We start from the raw sequence: 26,451 nt of genomic DNA on the forward strand, positions 1-26,451 counted from the left end.
TGTTACGCGGCAGAAAAATGGCTTTGACAGCCTCGGTATACCTTCTGGGGCTTTCCGGCACGGCTTCTCTCGCGCAGGATGCTGGCGGCGAGACAGTTCTGAAAACGATTACCGTCACGGCGGCCAAGCGGGAGCAGGAGATCGGCAAAGTAGACGCTTCTCTTACCGCTGTCACGGGAGCAGATCTCGCGGAACGCGGCATTCGCACGGTCGAAGACCTTCAAAAGGTCTTTCCCGGCGTCAGCATGGGGAATCGCGGAAACCGCATTTATTCCAACGTGACGGTGCGCGGCATTTCCTCGCCGGATCATTTCAATCCGACCGTGCAGGTCTATGTGGACGGCGTGCCGCAACTGCCCTCGACCTTTTCACAAATGCTGACTGATGTGGAGCGCGTCGAACTGCTGCGCGGGCCGCAGGGTACGCTCTATGGGGCCAACGCCTATGGCGGTGTGATCAATATCATCACGAAGAAGAAGGATGCCAACCGCTTCTATATCGAAACCAATGTCTCGCTGGACGAACCTTCCGTTGAGATCGGCGGCACGGCCGTGGTCATACCGGAAACGCTTTACTTCGACTATGCTGGCAGTTTTCGTCACTTTTCCGGCGATGCCGACGATGCGACGACCGGCAAGAATAATATCAACACCTCCAACAACGGGTATGGTAGGGCCGCACTACGCTATGAGCCGACAGGTGGCGACTTCGATGCGACCGTTTCCTTTGCGAAAGAAAAGCTGCTTTCGCACGAGGAGCTTTATTTTCTCTCCCCCGATGTCGACGACCGGATTTATCGTAGCGGGATTCTGGGCGCTCTCCCAGAACTCCGCCGCGATGTAACTACTCTTTCCGGCCAGTGGAATTATCGATTCGGCGACTTCACTTTATCGAGCGTTACCGGATATCAGAAAAGTGAGGTGACGCGCGATTTTTCAGGTGGCTATGGATGGCCGCATGACGATGAAACGATATCCCAGGAACTACGCCTGAGCTACATGGGCGATCAATTTAGCGGCGTTGCTGGGTTGTGGTACAGTCATAATGATTTTATGGGCCGGAAAAGCGCTATCGCGCCCTATTACGGCGTGTCGACCAACAACGTCGTAACCAACAGCGCAGCTGCTTTCGGTGAACTTATCTGGCACGCGACCGACCGCCTTGACTTGACTGGCGGCCTGCGCGCAACCTACGATCATTCGAGCATCGATGCTTTTCGCGCCGATACCTATGCCACCGGAATGGGGTTCGATTTCGAGCGTGATGCCGATTTCACTAGCCTCCAGCCGAAATTTACGGCGGGCTATCAGGTGACGCCGGATATGCGCGTTTTTGGCGTAGTCTCGCGCGGCTATAAGTCCGGCGGTTTCAACCACAGTATCTCTTCTACTATCGACGATGCGCCTTACGATCCGGAATCGAACTGGAACTTCGAGGCGGGCGTCAAGTCCACGCTTTTTGACGGCAACCTGGACCTTTCGGCAAGCGTCTATCACATCCGCTCTACCGACAAGCAAATCTATGTCGGTATTATTGGACAGCAATTCATCATCAACGCGGGTAAGGCGTCCAGCACTGGTATCGAGCTGGAGGCGGCATGGCGCGCGACCGAAAAACTGACGTTGACCGGCAATGCCGCTTTCGGACGTTCGAAGTTCACGGATTTTGTTGACCCCTATACCGGGGTATCCTACAATGGAAATCGCATTCCTTATGCGCCAGATGTGACAGCACATCTGAACGTTGCCTATGTGCTGAGCGATGATCTATTCGATGGTACACTGACGGCAAATACGGCGGCCAATATCTATTCGAAGACATGGTTTGACGAGGCCAATGCTGCTGGGCAATCCGGTTTTGCAACTTTTGATGCCAGCCTCAACTTTGCAAAGTCGGACGGGCTTTCGGCAAAACTCTACGTTCAGAACATTACCGACAAGTCCTATAAGACGTCCGGCTATATGAGGGGGACCTCGGAACGTGGAACGCTTGGCAAAGGCCGCACCTTCGGCCTGATACTGCGCAAGGAATTCTGACCGGTGAAATCGCCTCCTGTCTGGTCCATGCCGCGCGTCCTGCTTGCCGCAGGCGGTATCTACACTGCGCAGAGTTTAGTAGGTAGCCTGACATTCAGTGGTGTTCCCGCAGTACTGCGCGCCGAAAAAATCGCGCTTGAGCAGATCGGTCTGGTGTCGCTCGCCATGCTTGTCTGGGCTCTGAAATTTCTATGGGCAGCGCCCGTGGAACGTTGGCGTATTGCCGCTGGTGGCAAACGCCGCTCACGGGTTCTGATCATTACAGGAGAAGTCGTTGTCGTTCTCGCCCTTGTCGCCTTTGCTATGGCCGGAAAGGCGGACTTTTCGATCGTACTCGGTCTTCTGGTGATCGTAGCGGTGGTGTCGGCAACAGTCGATATCGTTTGCGACGCCTTCCTGATCGAGCAGTTTACAGACAACAAGCGAGGCTTGGCCAATGTCGCCCAAGTTGGGGGTGGTTATTTGGGGATGATTTTCGGTAGTGGTCTGTTCGTCGCCTCCTATGCTGCCTTCGGTTGGACTATCGCATCCTTACTGCTGGCTGCACTCGTTATTCTTTTCACGATCCCAATGGCGATGATCCGCGAGATTCCTGTCATACCATCGCAATCGCCCACCGAACCCCGCCTGTTGAACGGATTGCGGCGGCGAGAAGTTCGGATCGGCATCGCCATGGCGATCACCTTTGAACTGAGCGGACGGCTGGCGCAGGCCTTGGATGGACCATTTCTCGTCGATGCCAATCTACCGCTCGCAACGCTGGGTCTGCTGAAGGGTGCCGGCGGCGTTGCGGCGGGGCTTGTCGGCACGGCATTCGGCGGCACGCTTGCTCACCGGATCGGTTCTGTGAACGCCATGTTTTCCGTGGCTTGCCTTCATTGCGTGTCGCTTGCCGCGCTGGCTGGTGCAATTGTCTTTGCGCCAGACCAGCTTTCTCTCCTTGTTGGGCTATTCGTTCTGGAAAGCACCGTGATGGCCGCTGGGTTCGTCACCAGCTACGCGCGACTGATGGCGCTCACCGCACCATCGCAGCCTGGTGTCGACTTCACACTCTTTCAGTGCGCTAGCGCCATCGCTGCGGCCCTTTGCGGCATGGCCGGTGCAATGCTGGCGTCGCGGGTCGGATATGCACCGATCTTCGCCTTGGCCGCATTGCTGGCGATCTTAGTGCCGCCACTGCTTTTCCTATTCGAACACCGCCTTAAGCGAGGAATTTTAACATGACCAGACCTCTTGCCGTGATAGTCGGTGCCGGTGTTGCCGGTCTCGCAGCTGCCTGGTGGCTGGACAAGGCCGGCTGGCGTTCGCTGGTGGTCGAGCGCGCAACAGAGTTGCGCCAGAACGGTTACATGCTTGGCCTCTCGGGCCTTGGTTTCGATACGATAGGCCGCATGGGGTTGTTCGAGAAGCTGGAGGCTGTGTCATACCGGATCGATGAGAACGTCTATATGGATAGACGCGGTCGCGAACTTCTGCGGCTGCGTTATCGTGAGTTTATACGAGATCTTCCCTATCTCGCCATTCGCAGGACCGATCTCGTGCGGACGCTAGCCGAAAGCCTGCCCGCCACCGCCGAAATCCGCTTCGGTGAAACGATCAGGGGCTTTGCGGACAAGAACAGCCATGTCGAGGTGGCGCTGTCGAGCGGCGAGACGGTGATGGCGGATATTCTCATCGGTGCCGACGGCTTTCGTTCGAACAGCAGGCAGGCACTGTTCGGGCCAGACGGCGACTGTCTTCAGCCGCTGGGCTATTATTTTTCGGTCTATGATGTCGATGCTCCGAAGGATTTCGAGACCGATTTCGTTTCCTATGCGGAGCCGGGGCATCTCGCGGAATATTATGCGCTGCATGACGAACGCCTTGCCGCCATGCATGTCTGGCGCGATACACGGGATGGGCTGGAACGTGTGCAAGATAGGGCTGCACTGCTCCGAAGCATTAGCTCCGACAGCCATCCACAAGTCCGCGCGCTGCTCGATCAGGCTGAACGGGCGGACGATGCTATCGTCGTGGACAGCCTCACCATGATCGACCTGCCGCGATGGTCGAAGGGCAGGGTAATGCTGCTGGGGGATGCCGCCCATTGCCTGACGCTGGTTTCAGGGCAGGGAGCCGGCATGGCGCTTGCCTCTGCGGAAATGCTCGCGCAGGCGCTGAGGGACGGTGGCGATTTAACCGCTGCCCTTGCCCGGCACGAGGCACATCTGCGGCCGATCATCAATCGGCTTCAGGCGAGAAGCCGCAAGATGGCGGCGATCTTCATCCCGCAAAGCTGGTTAGCATTTCGCCTACGCAATTTCGTTATGCGCCACATGCCGCGTGCCTGGCTGGGGCGGTATTTCAGCAGTGCTATTCGATCGGAAGTCAAACTGGCACAAGGATAATCCATCGATATGATGCCGTGTGCATAGCATCATGAGTGCTAGAGCGTCGGGCAATAGATGAACAATCACCTGTCGCGGAAATCCTGCTTTTCACATCAGGTCGTTGTCAACGGCGGAGTAAAAACCGGCTAGGCGGCGGAGTAAAAGTAGGCCACGGTGACGCGCGCATGAGACCCCCGCTCGGGCTACGCCCTCCCGGCGGTCTCATGCGCGCGCGGCGATTTTTTTAGAGGGATTTCAGCCGGCCTTTCGGGCTCGGCTTTGGGCGAGACGGTAGCTTTCGCCGTTCATCTTGAGGATGTTGACGTGGTGAGTGATGCGGTCCAGCAATGCGCCGGTCAGACGCTCGGCCCCCAGGGTTTCCGTCCATTCATCAAATGGAAGATTGCTGGTGATCAGGGTGGCGCCACGCTCGTAGCGCTGGGAGATCAGCTCGAAGGGGCTCCGTGGGCATCTCTGCAATAATACCCGCTAAGGGAAAGCGAAGTTGTTTGGATTGAAACGGTTAGCGCGGATCGGCCTGAAGCGTTCGAGGGGTCGGTCAATTTCGTTCCAGAGATAGTCGCCGGTGAGTGCGATATGCGCCCAGGGCAGCGGCGCGACCTGAGAGAGCAGGTCGTCAGGAATATCGACGCCCTGACTGCGGACGTAGTCGACGGCACGGCTGAGATAGACGGTGTTCCATAGAATAATGGCGTTGACGACGAGGTTGAGGCCGGAGGCGCGATAGGCCATGGTTTCCGCCACGCGGTTGCGCAGCTCGCCAAGCTGGTGGAGGAAGACCGCCCGGGCAAGGGCGTGACGGCTTTCACCCTTGTTGAGGATGGCATGCAATCTGCGCCGGAGCTTGGTGTCGAGCAACCAGTCGCAAATGAAGATCGAGCGTTCAATCCGGCCCATTTCGCGCAGCGCCTGATTGAGCCGATTTTGCCGAGGCGATGCGGCAAGCTTCGTGAGGATGACGGACGGCGGCACGAGGCCCGCGCCAATCGATGCCTTCAGCCGCAAGACCTCATCCCAGTGCTGCTCGATCACATCCATGTTGACGGTTCCCGAGATCAGCGCCCCGAGCGGCTCGTACGCCGGGTCGGGATCGATGACGAAGAGCCTGCGATTGCCGAGATTGCGGATACGAGGAATGAGCCTATAGGCCCCTGAACATTAAAGGGGCGCAGATATACGCTTGAACAAACCGTTTGCGATACGTTGATTATTTGACGTGTTATGTGACGCACAAAATTCGCTTTTAGTCGCAATTTAACCCTGTCATCTAAACGCTCGTTTTTATGACAGGCGAATATATCTCAAGCAATTTCAGTGTTTCGAGATGCTACCGTATATCTGTGCCCCTTTAATGTTCAGGGGCCTTTGTGTTCTTCGGCAAGGGCGGCGAGATCGCCACCAACCGGGTCGACGAGCAGGAGGTCTCTGCCCTTGCGCTGCATCTGCTGCAGGCATCGCTGGTCTATGTGAACACCCGCATGCTTCAAACCGTTCTGGTGGAACCGAAATGGGCCGGTCGGATGACTGCGGAAGATTATCGCGGTCTGACGCCGCTGATTTACAGTCACGTCAATCCTTATGGCCGTTTCGACCTCGATCTCAACAGCCGGATCGATTTTGGGCAGTTGGCGGCATGAGCCAGGCTGGCTCGCCATCACATTTGGGTGCACTCCAGCGTAACATATGCATGTTACATCCTGCGCCACCATCGCAGCGTCACAAAAGGGTGGAATTGGATCTAAAGTGACGTTACAACGAGCAACCCACCCTAATGTGACGGATTTGCCATGAGTCGTGTCGGTTATGCCCGCGTCAGCACCATAGACCAGGATCTCGACATCCAGGTCGCGCGCCTCAAGGCCGCCGGGTGTGGGATCGTTCGCTCGGAAACCGGCTCCGGTGCGTCACGGACAGGACGGACGGAGCTGGAAACCGTTATGCAATTCCTGCGCGCCGGCGACGAACTGGTCGTCCTGCGTCTCGATCGTCTTGGCCGTTCCACACGCGATGTCCTGAACCTGGTGCATGAGCTTGAAGAAAAGGGTGCCTCTCTGCGCATCCTCGAACCCGAAGTTACGACGGCGGGCAATATGGGGCGGATGGTGATCACCATCCTTGGCATGGTCGCCGACATGGAGCTGACCTTCATCAAGGACCGACAGCGTGCCGGGATCGAGGCGGCGAAGGCAGAAGGCACCTACAAAGGTCGGAAGAAGAATGTCGACGATGAAGACATTCGCCGCCGCATCGCCGACGGCGCCAGCAAGGCGAGTGTCGCCCGTGATCTGAAGGTTTCCCGGATGACGATCTATAGAGCCCTGAAATCCCTGGCCCCGATGAGGCAGCCGCCCGAGAAGCCACCGTCCATCACCATTACCCTGCATTTGACGATCGAGAACTTCAGTAAAAACGGCCGTGGTCGGAAACCTGCGCGCGAGCGGATCGAGGCCATGCTCGAGCGAGACTTCGCCATGCAGAAGACCGGCAATTGCGACTACCAGATCGTCGTGCCTTACGACACGGATCCTGAAGGATCTGACCTCGATAACGAAATCAATGCCCTTTACTCTCAAATGGCCGATATAGCTGAGAGACACCGGTGCTCACTCGAAGCCGATATTTATGAAGTCGGCGGCGAAGGGCGGAGCTGGTAAGCTGCGCCGTTCAGCTTCTGTTCTTTACTTGGCCAAAATCGCATATGTGGAACGGCCCGCTTGGCAAGAGGTTTCCTCGTGTATTTCCCAAATGAGGACGGTGCGGTCATATGTCCGGCCTGTTTTTTGGCCTTTCAGCCATGGCCACGATGAGGTCCGCGGAGCAAATCGCCTAATCAGCTTCTCGCGCTGTAACGCGCTTGCGATTTTACGGTCTGATTTGCTTCGGGATGTCGTCCCGTTGGGTCATCACAATTGGCACCTTGCCTGCCTCTCCGACTGGTGGCCGGAAAGCTCGTATCTCTAAGCCTAGTCGATCATCTTTGCTCCCCGATAGGCGTCACCTCGAACGAGAAGAGCCCAGATGATGCGCGCGATCTTGTTTGCGAGCGCGACCGCGATAACCTTGAACGGGCGGCGTAACATCATGGCCGCAATCCATGGTGATGGCTGGTGGCCACGACGAGCGAGCTTGAGGATCGACGTCGCTCCAGCGACAAGCAGCGTTCGCAGTTGTTGGTTTCCGCGCTTTGAGATCGAACCGATCCGTTCTTTTCCTCCGCTGGAATGCGCACGTGGCGTCAACCCAATCCAGGCGGCAAAATCGCGACCGGTTCGGAAACCGGCGGGATCCGGCACGACGGCCCGAACGGTCGCTGCGATGATCGGCCCCACACCGGGTATCGCTGTCAGGTGCCGAGCGCTGTCGTCTTTTCTCACCGCCTCAAGGATTTTTCGATCGAGCCTTTCAATGCGTGCCGTCACCGTCTCGATTTGCTCGACGAGTTCTTCCAAAGCCATTCGCGCTTCAACCGGCAATCTCAGATCACTATGGTCGCGCACTATGGCGGCAAGGTTGACGATTCCAATCAGACCAGTCGCCCTGACGATGCCCAGTTCGGTAAGATGAGCTCTCAAGGCGTTGATCGTCTGGGTACGCTGACGGATGAGCAAATCGCGTGCTTTGAGCACCATTCCGGCAGCCTGCTCGTCCTGTGTTTTTGTCGTCACATAGCGCATGGTTGGTCGAGTGACCGCCTCGCAAATAGCTTCGGCATCCGCGGCGTCAGTTTTGTTGCGTTTGAGATAGGCCTTCACGTATGCGGGTGGCATCATCCGAACCGTATGTCCGAGAGCCTGAATTTCCCGCGCCCAATAATGCGCGCTGCCGCAGGCTTCCATCCCTACGAGGCAAGGCTGCAACTTGCGAAAAAAGTCCAACACCTGCGATCGACGCAGTGCACGACGCACGATCACGTCTCCTTCTTCGGCTATGCCATGAACCTGAAAAACGGATTTGGCCAGATCGAGCCCGACTGTGGTAATCTTCTCCATGGAGCGGTCCTTCTTCTTTGTGGCGTTTCAACACGACCACGTTAGGCACTTGCTGCCGTTTGAGAAGGGCCGTTCCACCTCATCAGCTTCGGGCCGACAGGGCCATTTAGCGGCAATCCCGAGAACGGCAATGATGACCTCGGCCATTTCAGACGTGGTATCGACAAGCGGTTCGGCCAGTGACCGAAAACCCGCGCCGACTGTCCGCAGCTCGTGCAAGATATTGAGAAGGTCGCGGGTATCGCGGGCCAGCCGATCAACGGCGGCGACAATCAGGGTGTCGCCAGCGCAGGTGATCCTGCACATGTTGAGGATCCATTCGACGCAGGTCTATCACGATCCCTTGCGCGCTGGCATCAACGACGTTCAGGAATTGTCGAAGACACACGAAGCCGCCCGGCATTCAGCCCTTCTCCTCTCAAAAGCCATTGCAACATCCGACTTCCCGCGAACGGGTATTCGAGATGCAGTTCGTCGATCCGGCGCATCAAGGCCAGATCGCCATCTGATACTGGACGCGGCAGATAATACACGCTGCCACGACTGAATCCGAGGAGCTTCGCCTGACGTGCGACCGACAGTTTGTGCTTGCGATCAATCATTTCTTTCCGCCCAGCAATCCGGCTTTGCCGAGCGCACCGGATAAAAAATCGTTCTCCAGTGTCAGTTCGCCGATCTTGGCGTGAAGTGTTTTGACATCGACGGTCGGCCCTGCCAGTTCGGCCTTGGCTTCATCTCCGAATACGCCCGTCGCCCCCTCAAGGAGCTGGTCTTTCCACTGCTTGATCTGGTTGGCGTGCACGTCGAACTGCTGGGATAATTCCACCAGCGTCTGCTCGCCCCTGATGGCGGCAAGTGCCACCTTCGCCTTGAAAGCCGGGCTGTGGTTCCGGCGCGGTCGTCTCGTCATGGTGTCTCCTGTTCCCGGCATCTAAGCCGATCTCAGGCAGAAATTCCACTTATCCTAGCTGTGCAAATTTCCCGAGCCAGCTCTAGGTTCTGGTCTATCGGATGCAGCCTCCGGCTTACCAAATTTAACCGCGCCCCTCCGATTGCAATACATGTGGCTAATACCACCGTGCGATGCCGCAATCGTCAGAATATCGTCTCTGAAGGCTCTTTCAATTCAGAGGCCAAGACTCATCTGCCACAGGCTCAATTGTTGACGCGATGAAGAATCAGGGCGTGGTCCGTCACGTCACCCAACAACTTCAAAATGCCACGAAAATCTAACTCGAAGGTGTCTACGGACATCCTGGCGCTTCGTACCCAAGGGATAGGCTTTCAAAAACGTCGCCAGGAAATGCCGCCTGCAGTAAATGCGATAAATTTTCTTTATCAAAGCAATCCATATTCCGGATTGGACGATTTGCACGCTTTATCGTGCAATAAACGAACATCAACATGGCAGGATATTTATGAGCGACAAAAAACTCTATCTCAATTTCACCGAAGCAAACGTGAAAGGTACAATCACTCTTTATTGGGACGTGGCGCCGGAAACCTGCAAGGCGATCTGGGGGGCACTTGAAAAGCCGATCCGCATCCCGGCTTCCCATGCCATGTTCTCCGGTCCAGAAATCATGATGGGCCTACCAGAAGAGAATCGTAATTTCGATCCGCGCGCCATCCCGCCAGAAAATCAAACCATTATCCCGGAAGTGGGGGAACTGCTCTGGTTTTACCAGCCCAAGAACTTCTTTAAGATCGATCCGGATGAATTTTGGGAGATCGGCATGTTCTACGGCGTCGGCGGCCGCACTTTCGGCCCTACTGGCTGGATTCCATGCACCTATTTCGGCCGCATGACAGAAGGTCTTGATCAGGTCGCAGAACAATGCCGCCTCATTCGCAAGGAAGGCATCAAAACGGTCGAAATCGGCCGCGTGGCGTGATCTTCGTGGCCGCTTCGATTAGATCGAGGCGGCCACTCAATAATATCGATAAAAAAAGGGGAACGTTCATGACCAAACTCGGGAAGCTTATGATTACAGGCGCCTGCGCATTGCTGGCTACCAGCGCGCTCGCCCAGGAACAGACCATTACTATCAATTCGTTTGGCGGTGCCTATGAGCAGGCCCACCGCAAATGCGTGATCGATCCCTTCGAAAAAGCGACGGGCGCAAAGGTCAATATCGTCACCGCCTATTCCGCCGATGCGTTCGCGCAGCTTCGAGCGCAGAAGGCCGCGCCGCAGTATGACGTCATCAATTTCTCCGGCGGTCAGGAAATCGTTGCGGCCAAGGAAGGTCTGATTGCGCCGATCGACGCGGCCAAGGTGCCAAATCTGGCTGACATCTACGATTTCGCCAAAGCCAATATTGCCAAGGGTGAGGGCCCCGCCTATTCGATCGCCGCAATTGGCCTTGTTTACGCTGCAGGTAAAGTTCCAAAGGCTCCATCAAAATGGGTGGATTTGGTTGACCCCGCATATGCTGATCACCTCGTCCTGACAGACATTTCCAACGGCTATGGCATGCTGGGCTTTCTGATGCTCAACAAGGTTGCAGGCGGCGATCTGAATAACCTCAAGCCAGGTCTCGACACAGTCAAGAAGATGCTCGATGCTGGCGCCGTTGTTGTATCGAAATCGCCGGAAATCCAGCAGGAATTTGCTCAGAATGACGCTTGGGCGGCGCCCTATGCTTCCGATTATGCCTTCACGTTGAGAAAGGCCGGCCTCGACGTCAAGTTCGTGCAGGGCACTGAGGCCACGCCCGCCAGTTTCATCACGGCAAGCCTTGTCGCCGGCCGGCCAAATACGGACCTGTCGCTGAAGTTTATCGACATGACCCTCTCGAAGGAGGCGCAGGCCTGCTTCGCCAACGAGCTGCGGTATACGCCCACCAATTCAAAGACGCAGCTTGCGCCGGATGTCGCTTCCGATGTCGTCTATGGTGAAAAGGGAGCCGCCAGCCTCATCCGGTTTGACCCGACCGTGATCGAAGCTAATCGCTCCGCCTGGGTAGAGGCCTGGAATAAAACGATTGGCCATTGACAGCTCGATGGTCCGTCTAAGGTGGACCTAAGACTGCTCGCGCTGCATCCGCCCTCCGGAACGGCGCGAGATCGAAAAGGGATCTAGGTGTATCCCATGTCTGTAGTATTGTGCCGCTCGCCAAACCTGCTTGCGAGTTGGGGCGACGGCCTTATGATCGGTCCTCATGACGGATAAATATGAAAACCTGGCCTTGTTGGTGCCGGGACTCGCACTCTTGGCGTTCGCCTTCCTAGCGCCAATCGCGCAGATGCTGATGCTTGCCTTCACTGATCCCGGAAACGGCGAATTCGGCGGCCCGTTACAGCATTTTTACCGCTTTCTTTCGGATGGCTACTACTTGGGAATCTTATGGCGCACAGTTCGCCTCTCGCTGACCATCACGGTGATCTCGGCGGTGATCGGCTTTCCGTTCGCATATATCGTCTCCCGGGTTTCGCCATCGCTCCGCCTTTGGCTGGTGGTCATGGTTATCCTGCCGCTGATGACCAGTGTAGTAGTGCGCACCTTCGGCTGGATGGTTCTGCTTGGGCGCAACGGTCCCGTATCAGATATTCTCCGCGCGCTCGGTCTGGTGCAGCGCAATTTTTCGCTAATGCATACTGAGACGGCCATAATCATCGGCATGGTGCAGGTTCTTCTGCCGTTCATGGTCTTGTCGCTAATTGGTGTCATCGGTGGTATAGATCGTCGCCTGGAAGAAGCCGCCCGGACAATGGGCTGCAGCTTCCTCAGCATGCTCCGCACCGTCATCCTGCCGTTGTCGTTGCCGGGACTGGTATCCGGTTCTCTGCTGGTATTTACTCTCTCGGCAAGCTCTTTTGTGACGCCCAGCCTGCTCGGTGGTGCGCGCATTGAGGTTCTCGCAGGCTCGATCTACAAGTCTGTGACCCAGACGCTCGACTGGCCGTTTGCAGCGGCACAGGCCGTCATTCTCTTCCTCGGCGTGGCGTTGCTGCTTGTCCCCTACATGACGCTGTCGGAGAAACGCAATGGTTAGAGCCGTTCCGCTTTGGCTGCGTGTCGTCAGTTATGTCTTCGTCACGCTGACAGCCACCCTTTTGCTTGCACCGCTCGTCGTGGTGATCGGCGTTTCATTTACGGAAAGCCAGTTCATTTCTTTCCCGCCAGTCGGCTTTTCACTGATCTGGTACAAGGCAGCATTGACATCTGATGCATATCTCTCTGCCTTCTGGCTCAGCCTTAAGCTGGCTCTGGCGGTGACTTTGAGCGCCACGGTCATCGGCGGCGCTGCGGCGATCGCGCTGTCGCGGCGCACACTGCCGTTTTCCATGCAGATGGAGACGCTGTTCCTTTCACCACTCGTCCTGCCAACTATCATCTATGCAATCGGAATGCTGATGCTGTGGAGCAGCACCTTCGGCGCGGTCTCCTTCCTGGCACTCTGGATCAGTCATACAGTCATCTGTCTGCCTTACGTGGTGCGCACGACGCTGGCTGTGCTGTCAGAGAGTGATCCGTTCTTGGAGCAGGCGGCCCGCACCATGGGTGCCAACCGACCACAGCGGCTGTTCCACGTCGTCCTGCCACAATGCCGGCCGGGTCTCATCGCCGGCGGCTTCTTTGCCTTCAACATCTCCTTCGACGAGGCTGTTCTATCGCTCTTTCTGCGCAATCCGCAGACGACAACGCTTCCAGTGCAGATCTACGGTCAGCTTGAATTCAGTCCCGACCCCACCGTGGCTGCCGTGTCGAGCATCATGATCGCCATCACTATCATCCTGATCGCCGTCATCGACCGCATCCTCGGCCTTCAACGTTTCGCGAGCTCCTGAACCATATGTCAAACGTACGCCTTTCCTCGATTCAAAAGACCTATGGCCCCGTTAAGGTGTTGCACGGTATCGATCTTAATATAGCGTCCGGCGAATTCGTAAGCCTTCTCGGAGCTTCCGGCTGCGGTAAGACTACGCTGCTTCGTATTGTCGCCGGTCTAGAAAATGTTTCTGCTGGCCGTGTGGAAATCGATGGTCGCGAGGTCACCGACCTTCCTCCGGAAAAGCGCGACATCGCCATGATGTTCCAGTCCTATGCGCTGCTGCCGCATCTGAGCGTCATCGAGAATGTCCGCTTTCCGCTGCGTATGCGCCATATCGGCAACCGCGAGCAACAGTATGAGCACGCCCGTGCTGCACTCGAAACGGTACAGCTTGCCCATCTTGCCGATCGTAAGCCACGGCAGCTCTCCGGCGGCCAGCAACAGCGTGTAGCGCTTGCCCGGGCCGTCGTCTCCGATCCCAAAGTGCTGCTGCTCGATGAACCGCTCTCTAACCTGGATGCGAGGCTGCGCGAGGACATGCAGGTAGAGCTGATCGAAATTCATCGCCGCCTGAAGCTCACCACCCTATTCGTCACCCACGACCAAGAAGAGGCTCTGAGCCTTTCTGATCGTGTCGTGCTGATGAATGCCGGGCGCGTCGAACAACAGGCCGCACCGCATGATCTCTATACCAGCCCTGCAACGGGCTTCGCCTCGTCCTTCCTCGGTGCCGCCAATCTCGTTCCCGCGACGGTTTCAGAAGAGGCGGGCGTGGTTTCCGCTATTCTCGCCGATGATCAGCGCCTAACGCTCGATCCGAAGACTACGGCTCGCGGCCCAGTGACACTGGCAATCCGACAAGAGGATGCCATCCTGCACGCCGCCGAGGCTGCCCCGGCCGGAAGCCTTTCTGCCGAGATTATCACCCGCGTCTATCTCGGATCGCGTTACCGCTACATCGTCCGGCTCGACGGTCATCGCCTCAGCATTCTCGCACCCAAGACGCCGGTGTTCGATACCGGTACAAAGATCGCCATCTCTGTCGCGCCCCCGCATATCCGCGCGCTTGCAGAATAAGCATTTCCAGGAGCTTTTACGTGTCTGTTTTCGATACCCGACTTCTCATCAACGGAGCCTTTGTCGCTGGTGAAGGCAATTCTGAAAATGTCTTCGACCCCGCCCGTGGCACGCTGATTGCCGAGGTCAATTCCGCCAGCTCGGCCCAGATCGAGGCAGCGGTCGCTGCTGCCTCTAAGGCCTTCGAAAGCTTCCGCTGCACGACCCCGAAAGAGCGCAGCCTGCTGCTTCTATCGATTGCCGATCGCATCCTGGCCGAAGCCGATGCTCTTGCCCGCGTTGAATCCATCAATGCCGGCAAGCCATTCCGTTACGTGAAGGCCGGTGAACTTGCCAATGTGGCGGACGTCTTCCGTTTCTTTGCAGGTGCCGCCCGCAACATGCAGGGCGCAGTCGGCGGCAATTACCGCTCATCTTCGATGACAAGCCTCGTTCGCCGGGATCCAGTCGGCGTCATCGCCTCCATCGCGCCGTGGAACTACCCGCTTCTGATGGCAGCCTGGAAGCTCGCACCAGCACTCGCCGCAGGCAACACCGTCGTCATCAAACCATCTGAAAATACGCCACTGTCGCTGATCGCACTTGGCGCCATCCTTAACGACATCCTGCCACCCGGCGTCGTCAACATCGTCTGCGGCAATGGACCGGATGTCGGCCAGGCGCTAATTTCCCATCCCGATGTCCGCATGGTTTCGCTGACTGGTGATATCCGCACTGGCCGCGCCGTCTTGCAAGCGGCCGCCGGCGAACGCATCAAGCGTACTCATTTGGAACTCGGCGGTAAGGCGCCGGTCATCGTCCTCAAGGACGCCGACATCGACGATCTCGTCAGCACGCTGCGCGAGGCGAGCTTCTACAATGCAGGGCAGGATTGCACTGCCGCCTGCCGCATCATGGTCGATCGCAGCATTGCCGCCGATGTCGAGACCGCCATGAAATCGATGGTCGAAAGCCTCGTCTATGGTGAGCCGGAGCGCAACGATGTAGAATTCGGACCCGTCATCAGCGCCCGCCAGCAAGAACGTATTGCCGGCTTCGTTGATCGTGCCCGCGCGGAAGGCGCAGAGGTTCTTACTGGCGGCGAGAAGACCGGTTCCGCTGGATTTTTCTACGCTCCTACTCTGGTGCGCGCGCCGTTCGCGGCAGAAATTGTCCAGAAGGAGGTCTTTGGGCCGGTTGTCACCATCACAGCCTTCGACGATCCGGAAGAGGCGGTACGGCTCGCCAACAGTTCCGAATACGGCCTTGCTTCCTCCGTCTGGTCTGCGGATCAGAAGGCAGCAGTTCGGGTCGCTAATGCGCTAGAATACGGCGTCACCTGGGTCAACACGCATGGTGTTTTCGCAACCGAGATGCCGCATGGCGGCATGAAGAATTCCGGCTACGGTTCAGATCTTTCTATGCAGTCCCTGCTTGAATACACACAGATCCGTCATATCATGCTGGCGTCTTAAACCCCATTACGACGACGTTTCGCAGGTTTTCCGTTCAGCATGCGCATTATCGACATGAAAACCTTCGTGGCGATTGCCCGAAACCGCCATTTTGGGCGGACCGCGCAAGAGATGAACATGACACAGCCGGCAATATCCAGCCGGCTTGTTGCGCTGGAAGGCGAGCTGGGACACCGCCTTGTCAATCGCAACGAGCGTGATTTCAGCCTGACGCCGGAAGGTGAGAAGGCGCTACAATCCTTCGAGAATATCCTCGGCGAACTGCACAAGCTTGATGCCGGCCTGTCTGGCCTCGATACACCGGTTCTGGCGCCACTAAGGGTCGGAGCAATTGATTCCGTTTCGTCCACTTGGATGCCGCATTTCATTGATGCACTGCATCAGCGGTTCGCAGGGCTGAAGATTGAACTAACGGTGGACGGAACCGAGCCACTGCTACAGGGCCTTAGCAAGGGGCGCTTCGACATCATTTTCGCCATCCAGCCGCTGATCGGTGAAGGGTTTCGAAGCTTTCATTCCTGTACGCTGCAGATGGTTTGGGCTGGGTCTCCCAAGCTGATAGAGAAAGAGAGGGTTTACAATGTCGCTTCGCTGGCCGACATGCCAATCATCTCCTTCCCCAAGAATTCACCGCCATATCAGATGATTGCACCGTATTTCCACGACGAGCAGATTTTGGCGTCAAAGCTGACAAGCTGCAACTCGCTGTATGCGATCATCAACCTGCTTGTAGATGGCTTCGGTATCGGCGCTATCCCTACCGTGACGATCATGCGCGAGATGCAAAGTGAACTTCTGTGCGCCGTCAATGTATCGAAGCGGTTCCCTCCGATGCCGATTATCGCTACCTATCAGTCATCGACACATCAGGACCTCGTGCGGGTCGCCGTCGAACAGGCAAACGAAAGCGCCACCCGCTTTTGCGAGCAAGTTCAATCAGAGATGGCGTGGATCGGCTAATTGGAAACCAGTTAACGTGAAAGCAAGTGACGCTACTTCGAGTAGCATCCGACCAATGCGACATTTTAAGCGGGTTATCTGCTCACCGTTTACCGTTCGTGATCCAAACAACTTAGCTTTGAGTCTTTCGCACGCAAGAAGGTTCCGGTTTCGGAACGAAGATATCAAAAAATTCTAAGGCACGCCCAGCGAATCTAAGAGATTGGGCCGTGCTTTTCGGCTGCGTTGATGCACAAACGCTTGTCGTAGTAATATCACCGTAGAAGCGAGCAGGATATCGCATGCTGAACACCGACACCCGCCAAGCGAACTGGCGCCGTGCCAATCCGGCCAAATACGACGCCCACCTGGCCGTCCAGCGCGCCTTGAACACGGGCGAGCTGGCAAAGCTGCCGTGCGAGGTCTGCGGCGACGAGACGGTGGACGCCCATCACGACCAGTATGATGAGCCTCTGAAGGTCCGCTGGCTGTGCCGGCGGCATCACACCAGGCTGCACCACTACGGCGAGGACATGTTCCCGATCAGGGAAGGTTGATAAAGGCGCAGCTCGCAACCCTATCGATCGGCCGGCTCGTCCCGCATCAGCGCCTCCAGCCAGTCCACCTCCCGATCCCCCATTTCCTGCGTCGCTATCGCAACTCTCAGCCTGCGGACCTCCCCGCATTCCGGACAGGCTTTCTGGCCCTGCCATTCCCGCTCGCCATCGAAACCACAGGCATCGCATTTAAACCGTGCCATCTGTCCACCTCACTGACCCGCTGATACGGTAATGGAGCACGCCTGCGGCTTTCCCGTCGAGGCGACGGCTTTGCGGCAGGCGGTGATCGCAGCGCTGTTGGCCTCAATCAGCCGATCGGCCGCCGAAACCCGCTCCCAGGACGCCGGACTGGAGAACCGCATCAATGCCATGCCGGAATTCCAGGCATCGTCACCCATCACGAAACTTGCCACGCGCGGCGCCGCCGAGAACGGCAGGATCGCCGGCGCAATCAACGTCAACAGGATGCCGGCCACCACACAGGAGCCGCCAACGCCCATCAACCACCAATTCTGTCGGCGCCGTTCGCGGGCTCCCTCCACATGGGCGGACAGGTTTCGGGTGACGCGCTCGAGATCAGATGACCGCTGCTCGAGCTTCTGAACGGCCGACCGCACCAACCCTTCGCCGCTGCGCTCGAGGACGCGGGCATAGTGCTCGGCCCCCTGCCGGAGAACGGGCGCCTGATGGATCGCCTGCAGATGCTCGCCCACGACGGCGAGCTGCTGCGTCATGCGACCCAGCTCGGCGCTATAATCGACCGTCGAACCCTGCCGTTCCAGCTGATCGAAAGCGGATTCGACACCCTTGCGGATTGTCGTCATCTCTCGGCCGAGATCGGCGGCTAGCTGTAGGCGCTTGCCAACATAACTGCTCGTACTCGCAAACATCGCGAGTTGCTGCTTGGATTAACTGACACTGGAGCGCGGGTTGTGCTCACGCTCATTGCCAATGTGCTCGCTAACATCCGTTTGCGCTTGCAAACGAGGATGGCGTACTCAGTTTAATTGCCAACGGTTTTTCGGGCCTCAACGAGGAACCTTGATCGACCCGTCCGCGATTCCTCCCGCGATGTTTGAGAGAACGGACGCGTATCGATGAAACGCGGGAAAGCGGCTGGCGGCGGCATCAATTTCCTTTCTGTACGGGCTGTCGAGAAGGGCTTTGAAGTCCGGCATGAGGTCAGCCATGCCGGAAAAGAGGCTGATGTCGTCAGCGCCGGTGAGCAGCAAGGCGTTCGCCCGCTCGTCGAGACGCTTCATGATCGCCAGCATTTCTGTTCTTGTCATCGTGTTTTCCTTGTTGCCGTTCGAGGCGCTTTGTTTTTGGCGCGGGGATATAAACCTCTGGTTGTGCTCAAGCGCCTTTTCAGAAACGAGGGATTTTGGCGATCCACGGTGAGCACTGCCCGGACCGTCGAATGGCACCAGAAAATCTTCTCAGAACTGTTATAGAAACCATTGTTGCAAAATGCTATATCTCCGACGGCTTTTGAGAACATTGGAACGGTTATGCGGGTTGGGTACGCCAGGGTCAGCACGATCGATCAGAATCCGGAGCTTCAGCTCGAGGCGCTGAGGCGTGCCGGCTGCGACAAGGTGTTCACCGAACGGGGGTCTGGCGCGCGGGATGATCGTCCGGAGTTGGGCCGCATTCTGTCCGATGTGCTGCGGACCGGCGATACACTGGTTGTCTGGAAGCTCGATCGGCTGGCGCGATCGCTGAAGAAGCTTATTACGACGGCGGAAGAACTGGAGCGTGCGAAGATCGGGCTGGTTTCCCTGACCGAGAATATCGACACGACGACACCAGGCGGCATGCTGACCTTCCATGTGTTCGGTGCGATCGCCCAGTTCGAGCGCGCGCTGATCCGGGAACGCACGACAGCCGGATTGGTGGAGGCACGACAACGCGGCCGCAAGGGCGGTCGCCCGCCGGCGATGCGCCCGAAAGACATTACGGCGGCACGCGCGTTGATGAAGGAAGGCAGCATCCCTGTGCGCAGCATCGCGGAGCGCATGGGCGTTTCGGTGGCAACCCTTTACCGCCATATCGGCAAGAGGGGCGGCGGATCTAAAGTCGCGGAGGCCGGGGAAGCCCATGGCTGAGCGGAGAAAGCGGCCGCCGGGAGAAGCTCTTGTCGATATTCGTCGCCGGCTGTCGCTTCTTTCTCCGCGAGATCCGGGTCGCACCGAAATTGTTGCCCGCGCTGCTGATGCCTATGGCGTCTCGATTTGGACGCTTTACCGCGCGCTACGGGAGTTGAGCCGCCCGAAATCCGTGCGGCGGGCCGATCATGGAAGATCACGGATCGCGCCGCAGCCGGAAATGGAAACCTATGCCGAAATCATCGCGGCGCTCAAAATCAGGACAACGAACCGGAAGGGACGGCACATCTCCACGGCGCGGGCCATAAAGCTGCTGGAAGAGGACGGGGTGGAGACGCCCGACGGACTGGTGCGCGCACCGCCTGGTCTTTTGAAACGCGCAACGGTCGATCGGTTGTTGCGGGTTTGCGGCCTTGACTATTTGCGCGTCACGCACCCGGTGGCTGCCGTTCGGTTCCAGGCGCGACGCTCCAACGAGCTGTGGCACTTCGACATGAGCCCGTCGGATCTGAAGCAGGTGGAAGCACCGCTTTGGGTCGAGGAAGGGCGGGGTCGGCCAATTCTGATGCTGTTTTCCGTGGTCGATGATCGATCTGGCGTGAGCTACCAGGAATGGGGCCTGTTCGACCAGGACTTGTTTGTCGAGCATGAGGGCAAGCGCTTCGGCCCATTCCAGCCGTCGCGTGGGGCGGTTCCTCTCTTCCGCTACCGTAAATACCAGAAGAGCAGGGTCGAGGAGCGGATCGACAAGGTGGTGCGCCTGGCAGACCAGCTTGGGCTCCCCCGCGCCGCGGTCACTGGCGGGGATCGTCCATTGCCGTCGTTACCTCCTGGCGCCGCCGGGCTGAGCGTGAGGCGAACGCCATTTCCTGAGCCCGCAATAGAGACCGCCTATCCAAATGGTCTGGCTGCCCGTGGGGCAATCGCAGACCAGCTTGGCAGGCCGATCGGCGCGATGAACGCCGCCGATCGTGCCTTCATCGATGAACTGCTTGGAGAAACTCTCGATAAAACGATGATCGCGGCACGCATTCGCGAACGCTTCCAGCTGCGAAGAAAGGAAGAATGATGCTCGCCGACGTTCAATCCAGCTACGGCCTCGACCGGCCTTTCCAGGGGGTCGGCAATTTTGAGACCGAACATCAGCGCACCATCATTCGCGAGGTGTGTGCTGCCGTCCAGACCGGCAGGCTTGTCGTTGTCTCTGGCCTGGTTGGTTCGGGGAAAACCCATCTATTGCGCCGCATCGAGGCCGAACTCACCAAGGCCGGCAAGGTCGCGCTCGCCAAATCGCTGGCGGTCGACAAGCGGCGCACGTCGCTGCCATCGCTCATTGAAGCCTTGTTCTACGATCTGTCGCCCGGCGATCGTGCGCAGGTGAAGATCCCCAAACAGGCCGAGCGCCGCGAGCGCGATCTACGCGACATCATGAAAAAGGGTAAAAGGCCCGTCGTGCTGATCGTCGATGAGGCCCATGATCTACACCACAAGACGCTCACCGGCCTGAAGCGGTTGATGGAGGTGGTCGCCGACGCTGGCGTTCTATTGTCCGTGTTGCTTGTCGGCCATCCCCGGCTGCGCAACGATCTGCGTCGTCCTCAGATGGAGGAAATTGGCTACCGGACAACCATATTCGACTACGAGGGGATCGGCTCTGCACGCCGTGACTATGTCGCATGGTTGCTTGGCGCTTGCGCCGCCGAAGGCGTCAAGGTCGGTGACCTCATTGAGGAAGACGCCATCGATCTCATCGCCGAGCGCCTGCGCACACCACTTCAGATCGAAATGCATCTCACCCTCGCCTTCGAGCAGGGCTTCCGTCTTGGCGCCAGGCCCATCACTGCCGAAATCGTCGAGCAAGTTCTCTCCCGTACCATTGACGATCTCGAACCGACGTTGACCCGCAATGGCTACGATGCCGCAGCGCTGGTGACGCATCTCAACGCTCGGCCATCGGATGTCCGGGCGCTCCTGGCCGGCACCCTCGACGCTGAACATTCACGCGAGTTGACCGAACAACTGCGCCAGGCCGGCGTTCCAGTTTGACCGTGCAATCGTTGGCAACTAATCTTGGCACGCCATCATCGTTTGCAAGCACGACCGGATGTTGGCGAGCGCATTGGCAAAAAGCGTGAGCACAACCCGCGCTCCAGTGTCAGATAATCTGAGCAGAAATCACTGATGTTGGCGAGTACGAGCTGTTATGTTGGCAAGCGCCTACAGGTAGCCACGTAGGACGGAGCTATTATTGGGATTTGCAATGACTGATGATCTACCCAAGGCAGTCCGCGCAGTAGCCAAGGGCAGCGGCTGGTCTGTGAAGCGAGATATTCTTTCGAAGCGCGTCAACGATCATGCCCTTGCTATTCACCCGCGCAGAGGGGCGCGAGGGATTATTGAATTCCGGGCGAAACCCATCGCTTGGGATCATCTACTCTGGTCGATCCTCCAAATCAAAGGCAATGAAAAACAGCCTATAAGCTTCCATTTCATTGGCGCATTTACGTGTGACACTCCCGCTTTGTTGCAGGAAACGGTCGACCCCCAAGCCTCCAATACAGAATTAGCGCAGCAAATGGTTCACCTATCGGAACGCTGTCTGCAATTGGTCAGCACATGGCAGAGTTACGATTTGCTTGTAGCTATTGAGGAAGAGCAACCACAGGAGCCATATCGCTATCACATCACCCGTGTTTTGGACCAGATATGTTCCGGAAATCGACAGGCGGCGCATGACATATGTGAAGCAGCCCGAGCTGGGAGGCTGGACATTAGGCGCTCGTTTTCTTCCGTCGATGAGCTGACGTCGCTGGATTCGAACGGGCGCAGACCAAGCCTAACATTCTTTCAGCTTGCAAAACTTTGGATGAGCCGTCACTGACCACAATGGGTTCAAACCGGCTGTTGCATAAATCCTGACTTTTGCGTGCCTGCAAAAATCAGCGGCCCATGCGATTCAACCCGGAGCTTTGCGATTGGCGACGATACCGGCATTATGAAGGAAGTCTAATCCAGAGGATGCAGCTGGACCCTGGCTATGTCGGGCATCACGCTCGTTTGCTCTGATAATCTTAAAGGGAAGCGCTGTGGAGCAAGAGAGTTCATATCGCGATCTCGCGAAGATACCTGGCCTTTCATCCCTGATCATTGCTGCGACCCTTTCCCGGCTGGCCGGCCGTATGTTCGTCCTGGCACTGGTTCTATTTGTGCTGGCGCGCTTCGCGTCGCCGGCATTGGCGGGGTGGCTTACATTTGCTGCGATCGTTCCGGGGTTACTGATCAGCCCTGTCGCGGGCGTGCTGCTCGATCGCGTCGGCCCGACAATCGCGGTCAGAATCGACATGATCGCAAGCGCCGTTTTCGTTGCTGCGATCAGCCTCGCGAGCTGGGCTGGATGGGCCAGCCCAGCCGTTCTGTTTTTCCTGGTGATGCTTTATTCTCTCGCGGGTCCGCTAGGGGCGGCTGGGACACGAACGCTCCTGCCGCGCCTGGTCCCCGCCCATGCGCGTGATCGGGCCAATGCGTTGGATACCGCAGTCTATGCGGTCGTTGACGTTGTCGGGCCAGCATTGGCCGGTCTGGTCGTCGCCTGGCACGGCCCCGAGATCACAATGTTCTTGATCGCTACAGCTTATGCCGGGGCAGCAATCTGCCTGTCCCTTGTCCCGCTCTTGCCGGGCCTGGCTTCCAAGCAAACATCCTTCCTACGCCAAACGCTCGAAGGCATTCAGATCGTGGCCCAGCAGCCGACCCTGCGGGGGCTGGCTATCTCCTATTCGCTGTATCAGGTCACCTGGGGTGTGCTGTACGTGATTGTTCCGGTGTTCGTGGCCTCTCACTATGACATGGCGGTTGGCAGCTCGGTTACCGGTCTGTTGTGGGGCGCGATGGGCATAGCCGGTGGCGTCGGCGCACTCCTGGCCGGGCATCTACGAACGACTGGCCGCGAGCGCCACATTATGGCGATTGGGATGGTTATCACTGCGCTTGCAGCGTGGCCAGTTGCGGCCGAATTCGGGTTCGGCGGGCTGGCGATCGGCTTGATGCTCGCCGGCGTGATGGCTGGCCCAATCGACGTAGCCTTGCTGACATTGCGGCAGCGGCGTACCGATCCGCAGCAGCTCGGCCGCGTTATGTCTATTTCCATGAGTCTGAATCTTTCAGGTTTCCCTCTAGGATCGGCCATAGCGGGCATGGTGATCACATCTTCGTTGTCGGCTACCTTTGTCATGGCTGGTATCGCCTCGGTGGTTGCGGCTCTTGCAATCGCCATGATCCCATCTGATCCCGCGCAAGCGGAAACGGCATGAGCCTCGGTGGAATCCGAGCCGCGAAGTGTCGCAAAAGTCAGTCGCGTAAGTCTGACTTTCGCACAAGACTTTTGCGACAGATTTTTCCCTGAAAAATCAGCGCCGGCGATTTTGTCGCAAAACTTAGGAGTGGCGCGACAACACCTCCCGGTTCATCGCCGGATGAAATCGCCGTGGGAGACCATGCGATAGAAGGGTATATTGGTCGTCCCGCCCGTCGCCGGACCTAGTTTCGGCTCCGGATGCGGGCCGAGCCAGCCCAATAGCTTCTCCAGCGGCCCCGCCGTCACCGGGTCCTTGGTGATTTCCAGCGTAATCGCCTTGAGCGAGTATCCGAGACCGAAAGCGGCGGCGAGGTCGTCGTGATCGACACGGCGCACGCTGGTCGGGTTGGAAACATTCGCGAACGTGACCAGCATGGGATAGAGCCTTGCTGGAACGTCCTGCCGCCCCGTTGCTCCGGCGATACTACTGCGCGCATCGGCCATGCCGCCGCGCCCTCCGACAAAAACCTCGTGGAGCAAGCCTTCCATGCCGCGCAGCAGCGCGAACAGATAGCGGCCGCCGCCGAGATCGACGGCAGGCGCTTCGCCGCGCAGCTTGTAGCCGCCGCCTCTGGCGTCCCCGACGATGAAGGGAACGCCGCCGCTCCATGTGACGTGCATCACGCTCGATCCCGACCGCTCACCCTGCGGCGTCTCGACCACCACCGTCACTTTCTGGTTCCACTCGTAGCTGTTGCCACACCCGGCCAGCGCCAAGGCGAGCATGGCGACGGCAAGGGCCGGCAGGAAATGGAATCGGGCGCGCAGCATCACAGGATTTAGGAATGTCACGGCACTACGATCCGCGCTTGCGCAAATTGGAAATCGGTCTTCGCCTTTGCAGCCACAACGGCGTCGTGAAGCCGACCGCTCATGAAAATCTTATTCTCCAGCTTGCGCTCGAACCACAAATCCGCGCCCTCCAGCGCCGCTGATGTGACGGCAATGTCGCCGTCCTCCAGCTTATAGGTGGCCCAAAGTTCATATCCATCGTGCTCAATCGTGCGGCGTGAACGCAGTCCCACCACTTTCTCTCCCGCCCTGCTCTGACTCGCTTCGGGCACGAAGCTGTTTTTCACCGCGCCGAAATTGAGCAGATAGAAGGGGCCGGGCAGGCGCGTGGTCTTGTCGGCCTCGAAAATCGGAAACTCGATCAGCTCGCCGTCTCCGAGATCGAAGCCCTTCAGAACCTCGGCCAGCTTGCCCTTGACCGCGAAAAACGGGCCGGCGCAGAATAGGTCGCCAACCCGCTTCCAGTTGCCTTCGGCGAACACATACATCGCTTCGGGGAAATCCGTCCGTGCGAGCTTGTCGCCGCGCAGGTGCCGTCTATGGGCGTCTCCAACGTCATCGTGCCCGCCCTTGCTAAGATCGAAGGTCGGGGGTGCCCAATCCTTCCCAAAATACTTCTCGCGAATCCCCTGCTTGTCGAAAAGATGACCGTTTGTCATCACGCTGCTAACCCAGACCGCACCCGTCATGCCGCAATCCCTCAAAAGAACAACGGGCGACGACTACAATAATCGGCTCGCGATTCCGTAAAGATGGCTGTCGAAATCCCAATTGTCAGCGTCGGCACGAGGACGGCCGAAGGATTCGCAGAAATCCCGAAACCTGCGACAGTCGCAAAATATGGATTTTCGCGACGAGTTCCACCCGCTAGATTCGGGCGGTGAACATAGCAGCGAAAGCCCCTACCCCATGATGATCGGATATGCCCGCGTCTCGACCAATGGCCAGACCCTCGACCAGCAGCGCGCGGCGCTGAAGGCGGCCGGCTGCAAGCGTGTGTTCGAGGAAAAGGCGTCTGGCGCGCAGCGCGGTCGCCCCGAGCTGGCGAAGATGCTGGACCATTTGCAGCCCGGCAACGTGGTGACGGTGACGCGGCTAGATCGCCTCGCCCGATCGACCCGCGATCTTCTCGACATTGCCGAGCGGATTGGGCAGGCCGAGGCCGGCTTGCGCTCGCTGGCCGAGCCGTGGGCCGACACGACGACGCCGGCCGGGCGCATGGTGCTGACATTCTTCGCTGGCGTTGCCGAGTTCGAGCGCAGCTTGATACACGAGCGCACGAGCGCCGGCCGAGCTGAGGCGAAGGCGAAGGGCGTTCGGTTCGGCCGCCCCCCTGCCCTTTCGGCCGAGCAGATCGCGCACGCCCGCCAGCTCATCAATGAGGATAAGAAGCCGGCCGAGGTTGCCCGGCTCTTGGGCGTGCACCGCGCGACCCTCTATCGGGCGCTTGATACCGCGCTGGCGAAGTAGTCGCGAGAGAGAGCAGATGATTTCATGCGTGCATGCAAGCATGTTTGCCTCTGTTCTGCCGGTTGGCGTCCGATTCGTGCCAGATCGCGCGCCGAGAGTGCCGGCGAGGGGCTATTCAAACCCCATGATTTCAGCGGCTTGGACTCAAGGGATTGCAGAATCAGCGATTTCCTGAATTACATGTAAATATGAGTCGTGTAGCCAAAGCACCGAGCAAGGAAATCGTTCGCGCGCATCGAGAGCGCCGGCGAGCTGCTGGCCGGGTTTTGGTGAACACCGATCTTCCGGCCGAGATGGTCAAAGCTATCGACCAGCTCAAGGAAGCCAAGGGCGTGCGGGGACGCACGCCGATCATCGAGGAAGCATTGAGGGTCTACATCGAGACGCAGCAAGGGACATAACGGCAAAACGCCCGACTGCGGCAAACAGTCGAGCGTTTTATAGGCCGTCAGACACACCGTAGAGAGGGGACCTCACCAAGGGGCCGATAACTCTCCCCTTATC

General features: G+C 58.0%; 26 protein-coding genes and 4 pseudogenes. 20 read left to right on the forward strand and 10 right to left on the reverse strand.

Annotated features, from left to right (window positions below; genetic code table 11):
- Positions 1-23: 23 nt before the first annotated feature.
- The 3 genes from KWJ32_RS23870 to KWJ32_RS23880 are packed head-to-tail and all read left to right on the forward strand — an operon-like array spanning position 24 to position 4,423.
- Entirely contained in the window at positions 24-2,036 is a 2,013-nt protein-coding gene (locus KWJ32_RS23870) for a TonB-dependent receptor (RefSeq protein WP_256886363.1), read from the forward strand.
- 3 nt (positions 2,037-2,039) lie between these two features.
- Positions 2,040-3,260, forward strand: a complete 1,221-nt coding sequence (locus tag KWJ32_RS23875; protein ID WP_256886364.1) for an MFS transporter — start codon at positions 2,040-2,042, stop codon at positions 3,258-3,260.
- Entirely contained in the window at positions 3,257-4,423 is a 1,167-nt protein-coding gene (locus tag KWJ32_RS23880; RefSeq protein WP_256886365.1) for an FAD-dependent monooxygenase, read from the forward strand. Before KWJ32_RS23875 ends, KWJ32_RS23880 begins: the two co-directional genes overlap by 4 nt.
- Before the next feature lie 237 nt (positions 4,424-4,660).
- Here the strand turns inward: KWJ32_RS23880 and KWJ32_RS23885 are convergent.
- Together KWJ32_RS23885 and KWJ32_RS23890 are read right to left on the reverse strand one after the other, a co-directional pair.
- Positions 4,661-4,861, reverse strand: a pseudogene (locus KWJ32_RS23885) (ATP-binding protein); the annotation flags it as partial.
- Positions 4,862-4,894: 33 nt separating this feature from the next.
- A pseudogene (locus KWJ32_RS23890) lies at positions 4,895-5,572 on the reverse strand (Tn3 family transposase); the annotation flags it as partial.
- A gap of 218 nt (positions 5,573-5,790) precedes the next feature.
- On the opposite strand from KWJ32_RS23890, the pseudogene KWJ32_RS23895 reads away from it, so the two are divergent.
- Together KWJ32_RS23895 and KWJ32_RS23900 are read left to right on the forward strand one after the other, a co-directional pair.
- Positions 5,791-6,063, forward strand: a pseudogene (locus tag KWJ32_RS23895) (Tn3 family transposase); the annotation flags it as partial.
- 150 nt (positions 6,064-6,213) lie between these two features.
- Complete coding sequence (locus KWJ32_RS23900; protein ID WP_256886366.1) at positions 6,214-7,080, forward strand: recombinase family protein; 867 nt, start codon at positions 6,214-6,216, stop codon at positions 7,078-7,080.
- A 309-nt stretch (positions 7,081-7,389) separates the two neighbouring features.
- Here the strand turns inward: KWJ32_RS23900 and KWJ32_RS23905 are convergent, their stop codons facing one another.
- From KWJ32_RS23905 to KWJ32_RS23915, 3 genes and pseudogenes are all read right to left on the reverse strand, one after another.
- Positions 7,390-8,415: an IS110 family transposase gene (locus KWJ32_RS23905; protein WP_256886367.1), complete on the reverse strand. Its 1,026-nt coding sequence runs from the start codon at positions 8,413-8,415 to the stop codon at positions 7,390-7,392.
- Between the two features lie 27 nt (positions 8,416-8,442).
- A complete protein-coding gene (locus KWJ32_RS23910) occupies positions 8,443-8,721 on the reverse strand; it encodes a recombinase family protein (protein ID WP_256886368.1) in 279 nt (92 codons plus the stop codon).
- 59 nt (positions 8,722-8,780) lie between these two features.
- A pseudogene (locus KWJ32_RS23915) lies at positions 8,781-9,325 on the reverse strand (IS3 family transposase); the annotation flags it as partial.
- A gap of 508 nt (positions 9,326-9,833) precedes the next feature.
- Between KWJ32_RS23915 and KWJ32_RS23920 the strand changes: the two are divergent.
- From KWJ32_RS23920 to KWJ32_RS23955, 8 genes are all read left to right on the forward strand, one after another.
- The gene (locus tag KWJ32_RS23920) at positions 9,834-10,310 is read left to right on the forward strand and encodes a DUF3830 family protein (RefSeq protein WP_256886369.1); all 477 of its coding nucleotides are present in this window, start codon (positions 9,834-9,836) and stop codon (positions 10,308-10,310) included.
- A 68-nt stretch (positions 10,311-10,378) separates the two neighbouring features.
- A complete protein-coding gene (locus KWJ32_RS23925; RefSeq protein WP_256886370.1) occupies positions 10,379-11,413 on the forward strand; it encodes an ABC transporter substrate-binding protein in 1,035 nt (344 codons plus the stop codon).
- A gap of 166 nt (positions 11,414-11,579) precedes the next feature.
- The gene (locus tag KWJ32_RS23930; protein WP_256886371.1) at positions 11,580-12,413 is read left to right on the forward strand and encodes an ABC transporter permease; all 834 of its coding nucleotides are present in this window, start codon (positions 11,580-11,582) and stop codon (positions 12,411-12,413) included.
- Positions 12,406-13,209 (forward strand): ABC transporter permease, encoded by an 804-nt coding sequence (locus KWJ32_RS23935; RefSeq protein ID WP_256886372.1) that lies wholly within the window; start codon positions 12,406-12,408, stop codon positions 13,207-13,209. The genes KWJ32_RS23930 and KWJ32_RS23935 overlap by 8 nt, the downstream gene beginning before the upstream one ends.
- Positions 13,210-13,214: 5 nt before the next feature.
- Positions 13,215-14,270, forward strand: coding sequence for an ABC transporter ATP-binding protein (locus tag KWJ32_RS23940; RefSeq protein ID WP_256886373.1), 1,056 nt, complete (start codon positions 13,215-13,217; stop codon positions 14,268-14,270).
- 20 nt (positions 14,271-14,290) lie between these two features.
- Positions 14,291-15,724 (forward strand): aminobutyraldehyde dehydrogenase, encoded by a 1,434-nt coding sequence (locus tag KWJ32_RS23945; RefSeq protein WP_256886374.1) that lies wholly within the window; start codon positions 14,291-14,293, stop codon positions 15,722-15,724.
- Between the two features lie 54 nt (positions 15,725-15,778).
- The gene (locus KWJ32_RS23950; protein ID WP_256886390.1) at positions 15,779-16,684 is read left to right on the forward strand and encodes a LysR family transcriptional regulator; all 906 of its coding nucleotides are present in this window, start codon (positions 15,779-15,781) and stop codon (positions 16,682-16,684) included.
- Between the two features lie 281 nt (positions 16,685-16,965).
- Positions 16,966-17,220: a hypothetical protein gene (locus tag KWJ32_RS23955; protein WP_256886376.1), complete on the forward strand. Its 255-nt coding sequence runs from the start codon at positions 16,966-16,968 to the stop codon at positions 17,218-17,220.
- Positions 17,221-17,240: 20 nt separating this feature from the next.
- Here KWJ32_RS23955 and KWJ32_RS23960 read toward each other — a convergent pair whose 3' ends face one another.
- The 3 genes from KWJ32_RS23960 to KWJ32_RS23970 all read right to left on the reverse strand — a co-directional run bounded on the left by KWJ32_RS23960 (position 17,241) and on the right by KWJ32_RS23970 (position 18,650).
- Positions 17,241-17,423 carry a hypothetical protein gene (locus tag KWJ32_RS23960; protein WP_256886377.1) on the reverse strand — a complete coding sequence of 61 codons (183 nt, stop codon included), beginning with the start codon at positions 17,421-17,423 and terminating at the stop codon, positions 17,241-17,243.
- A 9-nt stretch (positions 17,424-17,432) separates the two neighbouring features.
- Positions 17,433-18,113: a DUF6118 family protein gene (locus KWJ32_RS23965; RefSeq protein ID WP_256886378.1), complete on the reverse strand. Its 681-nt coding sequence runs from the start codon at positions 18,111-18,113 to the stop codon at positions 17,433-17,435.
- A 138-nt stretch (positions 18,114-18,251) separates the two neighbouring features.
- Positions 18,252-18,650 (reverse strand): hypothetical protein, encoded by a 399-nt coding sequence (locus KWJ32_RS23970; RefSeq protein WP_256886379.1) that lies wholly within the window; start codon positions 18,648-18,650, stop codon positions 18,252-18,254.
- An 84-nt stretch (positions 18,651-18,734) separates the two neighbouring features.
- Here KWJ32_RS23970 and KWJ32_RS23975 point away from each other — a divergent pair, with 84 nt between their 5' ends.
- The 5 genes from KWJ32_RS23975 to KWJ32_RS23995 all read left to right on the forward strand — a co-directional run bounded on the left by KWJ32_RS23975 (position 18,735) and on the right by KWJ32_RS23995 (position 23,641).
- A complete protein-coding gene (locus tag KWJ32_RS23975; RefSeq protein WP_256886380.1) occupies positions 18,735-19,331 on the forward strand; it encodes a recombinase family protein in 597 nt (198 codons plus the stop codon).
- A complete protein-coding gene (locus KWJ32_RS23980; RefSeq protein ID WP_256886381.1) occupies positions 19,324-20,400 on the forward strand; it encodes a hypothetical protein in 1,077 nt (358 codons plus the stop codon). The genes KWJ32_RS23975 and KWJ32_RS23980 overlap by 8 nt, the downstream gene beginning before the upstream one ends.
- A complete protein-coding gene (locus tag KWJ32_RS23985) occupies positions 20,397-21,377 on the forward strand; it encodes an AAA family ATPase (protein ID WP_256886382.1) in 981 nt (326 codons plus the stop codon). Before KWJ32_RS23980 ends, KWJ32_RS23985 begins: the two co-directional genes overlap by 4 nt.
- Before the next feature lie 214 nt (positions 21,378-21,591).
- Positions 21,592-22,212: a hypothetical protein gene (locus KWJ32_RS23990; RefSeq protein ID WP_256886383.1), complete on the forward strand. Its 621-nt coding sequence runs from the start codon at positions 21,592-21,594 to the stop codon at positions 22,210-22,212.
- A 205-nt stretch (positions 22,213-22,417) separates the two neighbouring features.
- Positions 22,418-23,641 carry an MFS transporter gene (locus tag KWJ32_RS23995; protein WP_256886384.1) on the forward strand — a complete coding sequence of 408 codons (1,224 nt, stop codon included), beginning with the start codon at positions 22,418-22,420 and terminating at the stop codon, positions 23,639-23,641.
- A gap of 152 nt (positions 23,642-23,793) precedes the next feature.
- Here the strand turns inward: KWJ32_RS23995 and KWJ32_RS24000 are convergent, their stop codons facing one another.
- Positions 23,794-24,477: a hypothetical protein gene (locus KWJ32_RS24000; protein WP_256886385.1), complete on the reverse strand. Its 684-nt coding sequence runs from the start codon at positions 24,475-24,477 to the stop codon at positions 23,794-23,796.
- Entirely contained in the window at positions 24,474-25,166 is a 693-nt protein-coding gene (locus KWJ32_RS24005) for a hypothetical protein (protein WP_256886386.1), read from the reverse strand. The genes KWJ32_RS24000 and KWJ32_RS24005 overlap by 4 nt, the downstream gene beginning before the upstream one ends.
- Before the next feature lie 220 nt (positions 25,167-25,386).
- Between KWJ32_RS24005 and KWJ32_RS24010 the strand changes: the two genes are divergently transcribed.
- Positions 25,387-25,947, forward strand: a complete 561-nt coding sequence (locus KWJ32_RS24010) for a recombinase family protein (RefSeq protein ID WP_256886391.1) — start codon at positions 25,387-25,389, stop codon at positions 25,945-25,947.
- Between the two features lie 188 nt (positions 25,948-26,135).
- Positions 26,136-26,348, forward strand: a complete 213-nt coding sequence (locus KWJ32_RS24015; protein ID WP_256886387.1) for a ribbon-helix-helix protein, CopG family — start codon at positions 26,136-26,138, stop codon at positions 26,346-26,348.
- Positions 26,349-26,451: the final 103 nt, after the last annotated feature.

The organism is Ochrobactrum sp. BTU2 (genome assembly GCF_024539785.1).
GTDB classification, from domain to species: domain Bacteria; phylum Pseudomonadota; class Alphaproteobacteria; order Rhizobiales; family Rhizobiaceae; genus Brucella; species Brucella anthropi.

What these genes read in the sequence shown, in the direction of transcription:
- KWJ32_RS23880 (WP_256886365.1), top strand. Translation starts at nt 3,257, where the DNA reads ATGACCAGACCTCTTGCCGTGATAGTCGGTGCCGGTGTTGCCGGTCTC.
- KWJ32_RS23900 (WP_256886366.1), top strand. Translation starts at nt 6,214, where the DNA reads ATGAGTCGTGTCGGTTATGCCCGCGTCAGCACCATAGACCAGGATCTC.
- KWJ32_RS23905 (WP_256886367.1), bottom strand. Translation starts at nt 8,415, where the DNA reads ATGGAGAAGATTACCACAGTCGGGCTCGATCTGGCCAAATCCGTTTTT.
- KWJ32_RS23910 (WP_256886368.1), bottom strand. Translation starts at nt 8,721, where the DNA reads ATGTGCAGGATCACCTGCGCTGGCGACACCCTGATTGTCGCCGCCGTT.
- KWJ32_RS23920 (WP_256886369.1), top strand. Translation starts at nt 9,834, where the DNA reads ATGAGCGACAAAAAACTCTATCTCAATTTCACCGAAGCAAACGTGAAA.
- KWJ32_RS23925 (WP_256886370.1), top strand. Translation starts at nt 10,379, where the DNA reads ATGACCAAACTCGGGAAGCTTATGATTACAGGCGCCTGCGCATTGCTG.
- KWJ32_RS23930 (WP_256886371.1), top strand. Translation starts at nt 11,580, where the DNA reads ATGACGGATAAATATGAAAACCTGGCCTTGTTGGTGCCGGGACTCGCA.
- KWJ32_RS23935 (WP_256886372.1), top strand. Translation starts at nt 12,406, where the DNA reads ATGGTTAGAGCCGTTCCGCTTTGGCTGCGTGTCGTCAGTTATGTCTTC.
- KWJ32_RS23940 (WP_256886373.1), top strand. Translation starts at nt 13,215, where the DNA reads ATGTCAAACGTACGCCTTTCCTCGATTCAAAAGACCTATGGCCCCGTT.
- KWJ32_RS23950 (WP_256886390.1), top strand. Translation starts at nt 15,779, where the DNA reads ATGAAAACCTTCGTGGCGATTGCCCGAAACCGCCATTTTGGGCGGACC.
- KWJ32_RS23955 (WP_256886376.1), top strand. Translation starts at nt 16,966, where the DNA reads ATGCTGAACACCGACACCCGCCAAGCGAACTGGCGCCGTGCCAATCCG.
- KWJ32_RS23960 (WP_256886377.1), bottom strand. Translation starts at nt 17,423, where the DNA reads ATGGCACGGTTTAAATGCGATGCCTGTGGTTTCGATGGCGAGCGGGAA.
- KWJ32_RS23965 (WP_256886378.1), bottom strand. Translation starts at nt 18,113, where the DNA reads ATGTTTGCGAGTACGAGCAGTTATGTTGGCAAGCGCCTACAGCTAGCC.
- KWJ32_RS23975 (WP_256886380.1), top strand. Translation starts at nt 18,735, where the DNA reads ATGCGGGTTGGGTACGCCAGGGTCAGCACGATCGATCAGAATCCGGAG.
- KWJ32_RS23980 (WP_256886381.1), top strand. Translation starts at nt 19,324, where the DNA reads ATGGCTGAGCGGAGAAAGCGGCCGCCGGGAGAAGCTCTTGTCGATATT.
- KWJ32_RS23985 (WP_256886382.1), top strand. Translation starts at nt 20,397, where the DNA reads ATGATGCTCGCCGACGTTCAATCCAGCTACGGCCTCGACCGGCCTTTC.
- KWJ32_RS23990 (WP_256886383.1), top strand. Translation starts at nt 21,592, where the DNA reads ATGACTGATGATCTACCCAAGGCAGTCCGCGCAGTAGCCAAGGGCAGC.
- KWJ32_RS24005 (WP_256886386.1), bottom strand. Translation starts at nt 25,166, where the DNA reads ATGACGGGTGCGGTCTGGGTTAGCAGCGTGATGACAAACGGTCATCTT.
- KWJ32_RS24010 (WP_256886391.1), top strand. Translation starts at nt 25,387, where the DNA reads ATGATGATCGGATATGCCCGCGTCTCGACCAATGGCCAGACCCTCGAC.
- KWJ32_RS24015 (WP_256886387.1), top strand. Translation starts at nt 26,136, where the DNA reads ATGAGTCGTGTAGCCAAAGCACCGAGCAAGGAAATCGTTCGCGCGCAT.